The organism is Sulfolobales archaeon, from assembly GCA_038897115.1.
Taxonomy (GTDB): domain Archaea; phylum Thermoproteota; class Thermoprotei_A; order Sulfolobales; family AG1; genus AG1.
Window position 1 is genome coordinate 1 of the sequence record JAWAXC010000006.1, and the last position, 12,701, is coordinate 12,701.

The window sequence follows — 12,701 nt, forward strand, 5'->3', positions numbered from 1 at the left end:
AGCTTCGCAATACATATTGCTGAAGATAAAGAAAAGGTGTTTAAAGAGATGAGGAGGATCCTTAAGAACATGGGTAGCTTTAGAATAGCTGTTGCAACAACTAACAGTATTAGAGGTAAGATCTTCTCATATCTTTTAAGAGTGAAGCCTTTAGATGAAAATACCTATATAAATCTGATTAGATTTTTAGGCCTAGAGATACTTAAAGTTGAAAGATACGGTATATTCATATCAATATATGGGATAAAGCCTAGATAACATAGTTGACTCATTTCCGTGATTGGGGTTAGCCCTCGGTGTGGGATCACTAGCTTCACCCATGTTAAATGGATCCCTTAATGGTGAGTGGGCTTCGGACCCCTCAGCAACATGTGTGGGCTTGTGGGTCTCTTGAGAAGCACTGTGTTTTAGAGCATGGTCTAGCTTCTCCCCAAGCATCTCTTTATAGGCTTCCTCTATCTCTCTAAGTTCTTCTCTACCAAATCTACTAACCTAGCCCTTATGAACAACTGTTCTTCTCAGCGTCTTCGACTCTCTGTCAAGAGCTCTGAATAACTAGAAATAATTAAAGCATTTAAATATGTTATTAGGTCAGAAACAGCCTTTCCACTCTAACCTCCTCTTCCACTCTAGATGGTGAGGCTATTAATTGTAAAAAGTTATAAGGTGTTGAGAAATACTGGTAATAGTGATGAGGCCTGTGCACTCAGAGGGGTGAAGATTGTTCTCTCCATGCTGATCCCCCTATCTATCAATGTCTAGATATAGATTATGTGAAAATGTTTTTATTTTTTATCCTTGCATCTATGGGGTGTTTATGGAGACATTTTAAAAGTTTTTCTGCATTATTATTTAGGGGATATATTGGAGCATAGACCTGGTGAGCAGCTAGATCCTATGATCTCTCCTCGCTTTGCACAGATAGTAACATTTGCAAGGCTCCCATACAATAGATCCCTTGATGATGTATCTCCTCTCGGACTATTCCTAGGAATCCCATTTGATGGTGGAACAACTTTTTATAGTGGTGCTAGGCTTGCTCCTACATGTATAAGGCTTGAGTCCCGCTTACTAAGACCATATAATAGGGTGCTTGATGTATATCCATTCAGAGTTCTTAGGGCAATAGATTATGGTGATATCGATGTCATCCCAACTAATATAGAGAGAACCCTAGATGTGATTGAGGATTTGGTGAGGGAGATAAGCTCTAGGAATATAGTTCCATTTATAGCAGGTGGAGATCATAGTATAACGCTCGGCGTTCTCAGAGGGATTTCGAGACATAAACCTATATTGATTCATATGGATAGTCACTTAGATTATTGGCCCGCCTATTGGGGTGGGGAGAGATATACCCATGGAACATGGGTTAGAAGAGCTATTGAGGAGGGTTTGGTGAGCAGAGTGATACAGATAGGTATAAGGGGTCCACAGTTCAGTAAGGAGGATCTTGAATATCCAAAAGAATCTACTGTTCCTATAGACATAATATTTATGGAGGATATTGCATCTAATGGAATAGAGTGGTTATTAGGAAAGGTATTAAAGCTAGAGGGTAAAGTATATATATCACTCGATATAGACGTTGTCGACCCCGCATACGCCCCAGGAACAGGAACAAGGGAGGTTGGGGGCTTTACATCTAGGGAGATAATTGAGATCCTGAGATCTCTCTCGAAAAGCAACATAGATCTAATCGGTTTTGATGTAGTTGAGGTATGCCCACCATTAGATCACTCTGGGATCACATGTTTATTGGCGGCAAACCTCATATATGAAGCTATGTCTGTGAAGGCATACCATATTATTAGAGATAATATGAGGGTGAAGAGAGTAGCCGGTATGGTTGAGAAGGTATAGCTATGTAGTAGTTCAGAGTATGGAAAGTATGGAAGAAAATGATTATACCACTGGATATTCCTGCTGGGATCTTTTTCTCTTGAGGGTTCTAAGTCTGTCATAGTATTTATATATCTTTTTGGATATTATCTCAAGCGCTCTTCTCGCAGCTATTAGAGGATCCTTGTCTATCTCCTCCACAGAATATTGATCATCGTTTGTTTTGATATACACATTAACTATATATGCACCCCCCTCACCGGCTTTAGACAATCTTTTAACCACTACCTTCATATCAAGGATCTTTGTTAATCTCGAGATCTTAGCTGTATAGCTGCTTATTAGTCTATTAAGTGACTCCCTATACCTCTCATCCTCAAGATCAGAGATCCTTGCTTCAATCGGTATAGCCTCCCTTACCCTTACAACAGATTTAATTATATCAAAACTTGTGACGATCCCAACCAGGTTTTCGCCATCCATTACCGGGAAGCCAGAGTATCTCTTCTTGATAATAAGCTCTGCAACCTTTCTAATAGGATCCTCCCTATCAACTGTTATCACAGGTGTTGATGCTATATCCCTCACAGGAGCTGCTAGGATCTCCTCCTCTGTTTTATAGTAGCCTACCCTTCTAGGGCCTATTTGGAAGTGAACATAGTAGATCTTCTCAGCAAGATCCCTCATACTTATGATCCCATATAGCTTCCCACCATCTACCACTGGGAGCTTTGTTACACCATTTTTCAACATGATTATTCTTGCCCTAGCAACGGATTCATTGGAATCAACGGTTATAACGGGACTACTCATTATACTCTGTACCTTTCCACCAGGCAGCTGGTTATAGCTCATCATATATTTTATTATATCCTCTCTCATAACCAGCCCAGCTAGATATCCACCTCTATCAACTACAGGAACACCTCTGACCCTAAGCATATATATCTTCCCAATCGCCTCTCCAACATCGTCATCCACATACACGGAATATGGGGGATACATGATGCTAGATACCCTGGCTTTAGGCCCCACTCTTCTCTCAAGAAGCTCCCTATAGCTTAAAACCCCTATTAGCTTTCCCTCGCCACTAACAACAGGGAGAATCCATAGGCCCTCTGATGACATAATAGATATAGCCTTCCCAATTAGATCATCTTTCTTAAGCGTTGGAATATCCCTCCTCATGATCTCAGATATCTTCAACGATATTCCACTCCATTATATGGAGTTCTTAGAAGCTAAAATGTAGAATATTTAGTGAGAAGAGCTTATATTGCAAGATCTATGTCGGGTTGAAGCTAGAATTATAGGTGTCTAAGATGAATATGCATTGGTGAGCCCTCTTTAAGGTAGCTCTTTTCATAGATTTAGATAACACACTCGTAACAAATCCTCTAGGAAGATATGTGATGCCTAAGATCTATGGGCTTGTTGCAGATATTATGGGAATAAGATTTGAAGAAGTTGCTGAGATCTTTAAGAACAAGCATTTAGAAAGAATCAGAGTAGGGAGCCCTAGAGCTTATGATTGGGATGATATACTATATGAGGTTATAGGGAGTCGTAATAGGATTTCTACAAACTTCCTGGAAGAGCTTAGAAGGGTCTGCCATAAAGCTGTGATCCTGGATGAAGCCCCAGAGATCCTTAAGAGGTTAAGGGAAAAGGGGTTCTATCTAGTGCTATCTACAAATGGGCTATGGAAGTACCAGGAATGTGTTTTAAGGGAAACAGGGCTAATAGATCTTTTTGATGAAATTATAACGCCAGATAAAAAGGGTTGTATAAAAAGTTCAAGAGAATTCTATGATATAGCTATTGAGCCTTTAGAGAAGATATCTATAGGGGATAACATAGTATTCGATGTATATTATCCCAAGCTCTATAAGCTTAAAGCTATATATGTTAAGAGATCTGATTATGTGAACGAGGTCTATGGACAGGCTCTCGGCATAAGAATTGATCAAATAGTCCCTGACGCCATAATCTCTTCCCTATCACAACTGCCTAAGGCTCTTGAAGCAATCTTATCAAAGGGGAGTTAAACTCGGTGGATATGAGTTTTGGTAGGGATATAAAAGGTATGGTTAAAGATATTTTAGTTACATCTAGTCATAGGCCTTCTAGAAGGGTTAGATCCTTTATAAATGATCTCGTGAGAACTATAGCTAGGGCTAAGAAGATTAATAGGGGTAAAAAGAGCCTAGATGATCTTGCAGGGATCATGTTTCTGGAGGGCTATAGAACATTAATAGTGGTTAACACATGGAAGGCGAATCCAGGTAGAATGGATATTTATAAGAGAATAGATAAAAGCTTAGTTAGAATAGGCTATATCGTAATTAGATCTATAAAGTTAAGTAGAGAGCAAAGGCTATCCACATGCTCTATCAGATCCCCTAAGATAGTATCTGATAAATGTTCATCCACTATGTGTGAGACCGTTAAAGAGATCTTAAAGGAGGTGCTGGAGATAGGGGATAAGCTAGAAGGTGGGGAGACAGAGGATGGGATGATCCATATAGAAGGTGGGGATGGTATGATATATATATGGTTTTCTAAGAATGGAAAGAGGTGTGGGCCAAGAATTGGGATCCGATCAGCGGTTAGAACATATAAAGAGGGTTCATAAGGCTTTGATAGAGATAGCTGGGCAAGGGAAGATGTTGAGAGCAGTATGCGAGGCTATATCGCTTGAAATAAGATCTCCTCCTAATCCAGATAGAGTATATGCTAGGTCATCCTGTTCGGACAACTTACTTGTAATCGAGATATATGCTCAAGATATCTCGAGTCTGAGGGCCGCACTTAACTCTTATCTATATTTATTACACGCGTCAATGAGATCTTTGGAGTTGCTGTCCAACCGCTAATATCTCGGGATAAACACTATCCTCTAGGTTGGGACATGCTATAGATGCTGGTTTTCAAGATATTCTTGTAGATATATATTCAATCAGATCTGTGATCATCACATTAGCGGTTCTCCACGCCGGCCCGGCCGGTCCTATAAGCGTTATCCTATCTCCCTCAAGATCTATGGTTAAACCATTATAATTACCGGTAATATGTGCTAAAGGATCATCGGGTCCGAGGATCTCTGGGGAAACCCTCAGCTCCTTTCTATATATATCTGCATATGCCACATATTTCACAGCGCCTCCCTCCCTCCGAGCTTTTCTAACATCATCTTCCGAGATCTCGGTGAGAGATCTTCTTCTAACCTCGTTGAGATCTGTGTTTAGACCTGCCTCATTGGCTAATATAGCTAGCTTTGCTGCTGCATCTACACCTTCAACATCTATCCTGGGATCGGGTTCAGCAAGTTTCTCCTCTATCGCCCTTCCTATGGCCTCCCTATATCCCAGACCCTTTTCAACAAGGCTTAATATATAGTTGGTTGTAGCATTTAATACACCCCTTATAACCCTTATCTCCCTCCCCCTAACACCCCTTATAACATCTATTGCAGGGGTGCCAGCCATAACTGTAGCCCTATAGCCTATATATACGTTTTTCTTCTTTGCATTATTGATTAGCTCAGAGTATTTCAGTGCAAGACCTGTTTTATCAGCTGTTACAACATTTATCCCCCTTTCTATAAGCCCTTTATATATGGAGATGTTAGGCTCTCCACTATCATATGATGGGGGAATAGCTATTAGAACGATATCTGGCATCAACCCATCTATGATCCTCCAGAAATCACCTAGAGGCCTTAGAAAACCTCTATCTCTGGCCTCATATCTCATAGCATATTCCAGAACCCTCTCCCTCCAATCCCCTCCAAACTCTATATACCCCTTAGATGTAGCTATAAGAGCTAGGGTTATTTTATACCCAGTATATTTAGCGATATATTCAGCCCTTCTAGAGAGAGCCTTGGCAAGCTCTCTACCAACATTCCCGAAACCCAGTAGAGCTGTTCTAACCTCCTTCATAGCACATCGATTGATAATATCGAAAGAGAAAATATATAGAGATAACTGCTAGTGAGAAAGCTAGCCAGCACTATAGCTCTGAGAATCACTCTTTTATCGCTGGTTACCATCGTTATCTTGAGGCTTTTTTAAACCTCTAGAAGGAGCGAGCTTCTAGTTCTAAACTCCCCTCCGCTTAGAGGACGAGGCTTTCAGCTGTAAATCTTATAAAAAGTTAAAATACCCTATCTAAGATCTATTGCATCTCTATCATGATCAGGGGGATAGATTTTCACTAGAATAGCTATCGGATATGCTGGGGATGCTAGCACAGCTTCCCCTATATCTAGTGCTGGTAAGATCTCCTCTAATTCCCGCGGCATTACAGTAGACTCTCTAACGATCTTTCTATCTATATCTGATTTAATGCTATGAATAATTTTTGTATTTGTGTTTTTAAGAGAATCTTCTCCTAAACTGCTTGGGGACTGAGATATAATTGCTATCCCTAGGTTCCACTTTCTAGTCTCTGAGAGCATATTCCTTATCACAGATGCTCCCTCACTTCTCTTAAATATATGGTGGGCCTCATCTACTATTACAAGTTTTTTCTCACTCATGAAATCTCTATTCTCTTTTGAAAGAATCTCTAGTATCTTTAATACTGATAGGGATGTGAGGGCTTTTATCGTTTCTCTATCTATAGTCGAAAGATCCATTATGGTGAAGCTTGATGCAAAGATCTCATTTATATCTATTCTCCCCTCATTCTCAAATGATTCTTCGAGAAACGGCTGTATCTTCCTTAGAAGAGAGAACTTTGTTTCGGAGATCCATCTAGCATCTTCTCTATAGACTTCTATATAGCTAGCTATCTTCTCAAATATATTACCCTTAATATTTGTAGCATCCTTTATAGATCTTATTACTGTTGAGAGTAGATGACTCTGAGCTGGTGATAGTTCTAAAACGCTTTCAAGGATTTCGAGGAGAAGTGAGGATCTGGTAGCTAGTTTCTCGAGCATAGAGGCTACTAGGGAAGTATTAACAGCTATATATTTATACTCGCTATATCCTCCAATGAGATCTCTATACTCGCCATGCCAGTCAAGTATTATAACTCTAACACCCTTCCTTCTAGATCTAATGGCTAGGGATGCTGCAGTAGTCGATTTACCAGATCCTGTTGAGCCGAATATCGCTATATGTCTTACAATACTCTCAACCGGTATATATATCCTCTGCTTAACCCGAGACCTCGTGGTTTCCCCAATGGGGATGCCATCAGCTATGTGTTGAACCCTCGGTAGAGGGAGATCTTCTGTGTGGAGCGAAAATTCATCGGTGAAGAAGCTGTTTAGGGAGAGCAGCTCTCCACCATATTTTCTGTGGATCATGAGGGTGTTTATAAGCTCCTTTTGAGATAGCTCTCGGGTTCTAATGATTCTATTCGAGATAGCCTCCAGCATAGAGGATGCAAGCCTACATATCAATCCTGATTCCGGCTTTCTATCTAAGCATATAACTACTGTGCCTCCTAAGTACTTAGTAATCCTGGTTATAATATATATTTGTGATGATCTAGAGATCTTTTCCCTTATCATCTGAACCATATTCCTAATAGCCTTTTCAGCAGACTCCTGGAGATCCTCTTTAGCCTTCTTACCATCAAGCCTTACTAATACTTCGAAACCAGATACATATAGATCTTCCCCCTCTAAAGAGATTCTATAGACGCCTCTCTCAACTGCTGTGTCGGAGATCCTATTTTTAAAGATTCTATGAAGCATCTTCACCAGCTCTCCTTAGATACTCAGAGATCATATGATCTACGTTCGTAAGCTCCCTCGAGAGATCTTCTATAACAGATATCCTCGCTATCAAACTCCTGGCGCTCTCCACAGCACATTTGATCCTCCTAATATGAACTCTACTTAATCCAAAGAACTTCGAAACCTGACTATATATGATCGGATCGTTTAGCGCTACTTTTGCAGCGATATATGCAGCGGCAACCTTCCCCCTAGTTGTTCTAGAATATAGACTTGGATAGTCCCTCAGTATGTCGAGAACCTTTCTAAGGACAGGGCTTCTATCGAGTAGACTTTCTACAAGATTATCCTTAACATGTGTGAAAAGCCTGTAAAATCCAGATCTATTTGCAATGCCTATTATAACATCATCCCTTACAACCACACCTTTTCTAAGCCTTCTAGCCCCGATAACCCTTTTATAGGTTTTATATATATGTCCAATATTTATTGATGCCTTGGTTATCCTGGATCTTCTATCCTCTCCCTCAGCTATATCTCTAGCTTTTCTAAGCCTTTTAATAGCCTCGGTTTCACTCTCATATATAACCTCAAGTACAGATCCGCAGCTACTGCATACCATATAGCCTCGGTGTATATCATATACCACTTCTCTAGATCCGCAGTATATGCATGATGACACATAGATCCCTATAGATCCTAGTGTAGGTAATACTACATCTCCCTTTTCATCAGATCCTTATCCACCCCGGCTCTCCCAGGGGGATGGGTGAAAATATATGGACATCTGATCTAAAAGATCTTGATTTACTTGAGATAAAGATCTAGTAATCTAGGATTCAGCTCTACAGCGCATTGGAACTCATCTGGAATTACATATATAAATGGAATCACATCCTTTATCGAGCTAAGCCCAGAAAGCACCATTGAAAGCCTGTAAAGCCCTATACCAACACCCCCAGTTGGTGGGAGCCCATATTCAAGGCTTCTAACATAGTCTTTATCCATTGGGTGGGCCTCTAAATCTGCTCTACCAGATCTCTTTCTAAGCTCCTCTTCTTCCTTGAAGAAGTAATATTGAAGAACAGGGTTGTTGAGCTCTGAGTATCCATTGCCTATCTCTAAACCCTTAATAAATAGCTCGAATCTCTCGCTATATCTAGGATCGCCTCTATATGGTCTAGCTAGTGGGGAGATATCTCTTGGATATAGTGTGACGAAGGTTGGGTTCTCTATCTTAGGCTGTGCAACTTTTTCAAATATCTTCTCTAAGATCTTCCCCTTTCTAGGATCTGTTGTCTCGAGACCAAGGGATCTTGCGATCTCCAGTATCTCATCCTCACCCCTACCCTTAATATTTATCTTCCCATACTGCTCTATAGCGTCTTCAAGCGAGATCCTCCTCCAAGGCCTTCTAAAGTCGAGGATATATGTCTCTTTATCTCCCTTCACCTCAACCACATAGTCTCCATAAACACTTCTAACAGACTCCGATATGAGCTCCTCAACAAGTGCCATGATATCATTCCAATCAGCAAAAGCCTGGTAGATCTCTAGCTGTACAAACTCAGGATAGTGGGTTGCATCTATATCCTCATTTCTAAAACATACAGAGATCTCATAGACTCTGAAGAGCCCTGCAACAACCAACCTTTTTAGATATGTCTCAGGTGCTATGCTTAAATATGCCTCCCTTTTAAGAGCCTCTATTCTAGTTACGAAGGGTTTTGCGAGTGCTCCTCCATATATGGGTTGGAGCTTTGGTGTATGAACCTCTATAAAGCCCTTATCATTCAAGATCTTCCTCATATTATATTCTAGCCTATATAGATTAATTATACTCTGTCTAACCCTAGAGTTAAGCATTATATCTAAATACCTCTCCCTATACCTCTGCTCAGGATCTTTGATACCGAATTCGTGAAAGGGTATTGGTCTCCATGAGATAGAGAGTATCTCTATACTCTCGGCCAGCACAGAGACCTCTCCTGCCTTAGTTCTTATAACCCTGCCCTTTACACCGATTATATCGCCCTTATCTATGAGCTCTAATAACTCGAGATCTTCTTTCCTAATCACATCACTTCGAACAACCACTTGGATCTTGCCTGTATTGTCATAAAGATCTATGAATGTTATTTTACCATGCCTCCTTATATGCCAGATCCTGCCAGCAACAGAGACTATATCGCTACTCTCCTCACCAGGCTTTAACCAGCTATATTTAACAGCTATCTCAGAAGCAAAAGCAGATACCTCATATCTATATGACACGAGGTAGGGGTCTCTCCCCAGCTCCCTGAGCCTCTTTATCTTTTCCTCAACCTCCTCAGCCCACATTCGCAACATCCTAAGATATCCTAGCAATAGCGTTAAATAAATGACCTAGCCTTATCACCATATTATAGCTTGTCCAGCTGCTCATAGATCTGTCTTACTATTGCTTCACCAAAGCCTCTTAGGCTGAGAAGCCTCTTGGGATCTATTCTTCTAAGATCATCTATACTTCTTATACCATGATTATATAGTATCCTCGCCCTAACCCTCCCAATCCCTCTAAGCTTTATCAAGGGTATTAACTCCTCCTTAACCCCATTCTCTATCCTTATTGAGAGCTTCTCAAGTACCCTTGAGTGGTGCTTTACCTTGGGTATAACTGCTGATATTGCGGAGAGCGCATATGAGATCCATGTTGCGGTCTCAACAACCACTCTTAGATCTCCTGGCATTATACCTAGCTTCTCAACTATTTGGTCTTCGCTCTCCTCATCTATCCACGCCTTTAGAATCTTTGCGTATTTATAGGCTATTAACCACTCATCCTCGAAAAGATCTTCTTTATGGGGTGGAGGTATATAGCCTTGGTCTAATGCCTTTAATGCTTCCTCCTCATAGTCTCTATACCCTCCTCTTCTGCTTACGCTTCTAAGAAAATCAGGTGTGTATGAGATTATATGGAGATACCATAGATCATCTGCTATGTCTTCTCTAGTAGCTAGAAGATCTAGAGCTCTTTTAGCAGAGAGCGGATCTAGATATTGCTTCGCCACCATCAACCCTAGCTGTGTTGGGATCAAAATCTCCTCCTTGATCCTTATCATGCCCCAGCTATCAAGATCACCAAGGATCCTCTTAACAGTATTGTCTGCTAGCCTCCCCCCTCTATATCCATAGAATGTGAGGGAGAAGATATCCATCAGCTCTTCTCTATTCCTTGCATAGCCAGATGCTATTAAGGATAGTATATGTATCCTTAGGCTTCTCTCGCTAGAGAGGGAGGAATAGATCTCCTCTGGAGATCCATATATGTATCTCTCTGCCTCCCTCCTACTTCTATCAGCTATAATCACCTCCCCATATGGATCGTATTGCGGTCTCCCAGCCCTTCCAGCCATCTGCTTATACTCCATTATAGATATATCCTCATATTCTCCATCAGAGTATCTCCTCGTATATACAATAACTCTTCTCGCAGGGAGATTAACGCCGGCAGCGAGTGTTGGTGTTGCCACTACAACCTTTAGAATCTTCTCTCTAAAACCCCTCTCAACAACAGATCTAGATCCTAGCGAAAGCCCTGCATGGTGATAGGCAACTCCCTTCAATATTAAAGGAGCCAGCGATTCATATTCGATCTTAGCAGATGCTCTTTCCCTCAACTCCTCTACAAGCTTTAAAGCCTTGCTATTATCCTTAGCAATATATTGGCCTAATAAGCCGAGCCTCTCCGCAATACTTCTAGCCATAGCCTCAGCTTCTCTTCTAGAGTGTCTGAAGATCAGGAGCTGTTGATCCTCGAGATAGGCTTTAGAGACCATATAGCTTATTAGATCTCCCTTTACATTCTCAACCCTTTTATCCTCATAATATATGGTTCCAGTAGATCTATCGTAGAAGCCTTGGATCAGGGGTACAGGTCTCCAGCTGCAGTTAATTAGCTCACCTTTTATCCATCCAGAGAGATCTTCTGGGTTGCCTATGGTAGCGCTTAACCCTATTATCTGGATACCCAGCCTCATAGCCCTTGCAATGATCATCTCGATCACAGGCCCCCTTTCTGGATCCCCAATCTCGTGGATTTCATCTATAACTAAAACCCTAACCCTAGATAGCCATTTAGGCCTATGCCTTAGTATAGAATCGAGCCTCTCATAGGTGGTTATAATTATGTCATAGGATCCCAACTCATCACCGGATCTATCATAATCGCCAGTACTAATTCCAACCCTTAGACCTAAAACCTCCTCCCAATCCTTAAACTCTAGATATTTCTCATTTGCAAGAGCCTTTAGAGGACACGTATATATTCCGATCCCACCTAATAGGTATGAGTTTACAAGGGCTATCTCTGCTATTAGCGTTTTTCCACTTGCAGTTGGTGCAGAAACAACTAGGTTTTTCCCTTGGAGAAGCCCCCTTCTAATGGCTTCAGCCTGTGGGGGTGTTAAGCTTTTATACCCTCTTTTAATGAGTCTAGATTTGATCTTCTCTGGAAGATCTACAAGCTCGATCGGTACAGGATTATCTGGACAGCCTCTTATAATACTCACCTATCTAGAGATCTCCTCATAAGCTCCTTTAAAATATCCCTTCTAACCCTACACTCCTCCGATATAATCTTGAATAGCGTAGCTATGGGAAACCGATCTTCTGTATCCTCTAGCTTTCCAAGTATATCATGTGCTTCAAGTACTATCTTCTCCATCTCCTCTATACTTTCCACAGCTGTAAGTATCTCTCTTAGTTCGCTTGAATCTCTAACCTTCTTATATATTTCAGCCACATCTCCCAAGATCCTCATACTTTCACTAGTGATTTCCTTGAGCTCAGCTGGGCTTAGCATCTTCTCAATTAAACTTGCTTCATAATATGTTAGAGATACATACTCCGCATGTTTAGCACATAGATCTGCGATATATCTTAATAGCAACTTCCAATTTGGAGGTGATATATGTGATGCTCTATAATATAGATCTGCGAGTATTCTTTCAAGGCTTTGTAGCGCATCGAGCATGATGGCTATATTATGCTCAATCCCACCAAATCTAGCTATTTCCTCCATGCTCTACATCTAAATATGTATTAAGATATACGGGGGTTAAAAACTATCCACCTAAGAGTATAGTTTGAGGTATCTAATTAGCAGGGCTAAGATACTCGGTTT

11 protein-coding genes are annotated in these 12,701 nt (G+C 40.9%); 4 read left to right on the forward strand and 7 right to left on the reverse strand.

Annotated elements, in window-relative coordinates:
• The coding region (locus QXE01_01705; GenBank protein ID MEM4969948.1) for a hypothetical protein at positions 1 to 258 on the forward strand (258 nt) is incomplete at its 5' end.
• 639 nt (positions 259 to 897) lie between these two features.
• The gene (gene speB / locus QXE01_01710; GenBank protein ID MEM4969949.1) at positions 898 to 1,863 is read left to right on the forward strand and encodes an agmatinase; all 966 of its coding nucleotides are present in this window, start codon (positions 898 to 900) and stop codon (positions 1,861 to 1,863) included.
• 42 nt (positions 1,864 to 1,905) lie between these two features.
• On the opposite strand, the gene QXE01_01715 is transcribed toward speB, so the two are convergent.
• Positions 1,906 to 3,048, reverse strand: a complete 1,143-nt coding sequence (locus QXE01_01715; GenBank protein ID MEM4969950.1) for a CBS domain-containing protein — start codon at positions 3,046 to 3,048, stop codon at positions 1,906 to 1,908.
• A gap of 206 nt (positions 3,049 to 3,254) precedes the next feature.
• On the opposite strand from QXE01_01715, the gene QXE01_01720 reads away from it, so the two are divergent.
• Both QXE01_01720 and QXE01_01725 read left to right on the forward strand, forming a co-directional pair.
• Complete coding sequence (locus QXE01_01720) at positions 3,255 to 3,890, forward strand: HAD family hydrolase (protein MEM4969951.1); 636 nt, start codon at positions 3,255 to 3,257, stop codon at positions 3,888 to 3,890.
• An 11-nt stretch (positions 3,891 to 3,901) separates the two neighbouring features.
• Entirely contained in the window at positions 3,902 to 4,477 is a 576-nt protein-coding gene (locus tag QXE01_01725; GenBank protein MEM4969952.1) for a hypothetical protein, read from the forward strand.
• 295 nt (positions 4,478 to 4,772) lie between these two features.
• Here QXE01_01725 and QXE01_01730 read toward each other — a convergent pair whose 3' ends face one another.
• The 6 genes from QXE01_01730 to QXE01_01755 form a co-directional block, all read right to left on the reverse strand.
• On the reverse strand, positions 4,773 to 5,786 hold the full coding sequence (locus QXE01_01730; protein ID MEM4969953.1) for a homoserine dehydrogenase: 1,014 nt from the start codon (positions 5,784 to 5,786) through the stop codon (positions 4,773 to 4,775).
• A 224-nt stretch (positions 5,787 to 6,010) separates the two neighbouring features.
• Entirely contained in the window at positions 6,011 to 7,555 is a 1,545-nt protein-coding gene (locus tag QXE01_01735; protein MEM4969954.1) for an ATP-binding protein, read from the reverse strand.
• Positions 7,545 to 8,219, reverse strand: coding sequence for a TFIIB-type zinc ribbon-containing protein (locus QXE01_01740; protein MEM4969955.1), 675 nt, complete (start codon positions 8,217 to 8,219; stop codon positions 7,545 to 7,547). The genes QXE01_01735 and QXE01_01740 overlap by 11 nt, the downstream gene beginning before the upstream one ends.
• Before the next feature lie 125 nt (positions 8,220 to 8,344).
• Positions 8,345 to 9,877 (reverse strand): lysine--tRNA ligase, encoded by a 1,533-nt coding sequence (gene lysS, locus QXE01_01745; protein ID MEM4969956.1) that lies wholly within the window; start codon positions 9,875 to 9,877, stop codon positions 8,345 to 8,347.
• A 62-nt stretch (positions 9,878 to 9,939) separates the two neighbouring features.
• Entirely contained in the window at positions 9,940 to 12,087 is a 2,148-nt protein-coding gene (locus tag QXE01_01750; protein MEM4969957.1) for a DEAD/DEAH box helicase, read from the reverse strand.
• Positions 12,084 to 12,599, reverse strand: coding sequence for a hypothetical protein (locus QXE01_01755; protein ID MEM4969958.1), 516 nt, complete (start codon positions 12,597 to 12,599; stop codon positions 12,084 to 12,086). Before QXE01_01755 ends, QXE01_01750 begins: the two co-directional genes overlap by 4 nt.
• Between the last annotated feature and the right edge of the window lie 102 nt (positions 12,600 to 12,701).

What these genes read in the sequence shown, in the direction of transcription:
- speB (MEM4969949.1), top strand. Translation starts at nt 898, where the DNA reads ATGATCTCTCCTCGCTTTGCACAGATAGTAACATTTGCAAGGCTCCCA.
- QXE01_01730 (MEM4969953.1), bottom strand. Translation starts at nt 5,786, where the DNA reads ATGAAGGAGGTTAGAACAGCTCTACTGGGTTTCGGGAATGTTGGTAGA.
- QXE01_01735 (MEM4969954.1), bottom strand. Translation starts at nt 7,555, where the DNA reads ATGCTTCATAGAATCTTTAAAAATAGGATCTCCGACACAGCAGTTGAG.
- QXE01_01755 (MEM4969958.1), bottom strand. Translation starts at nt 12,599, where the DNA reads ATGGAGGAAATAGCTAGATTTGGTGGGATTGAGCATAATATAGCCATC.
- QXE01_01720 (MEM4969951.1), top strand. Translation starts at nt 3,255, where the DNA reads ATGCCTAAGATCTATGGGCTTGTTGCAGATATTATGGGAATAAGATTT.
- lysS (MEM4969956.1), bottom strand. Translation starts at nt 9,877, where the DNA reads ATGTGGGCTGAGGAGGTTGAGGAAAAGATAAAGAGGCTCAGGGAGCTG.
- QXE01_01725 (MEM4969952.1), top strand. Translation starts at nt 3,902, where the DNA reads ATGAGTTTTGGTAGGGATATAAAAGGTATGGTTAAAGATATTTTAGTT.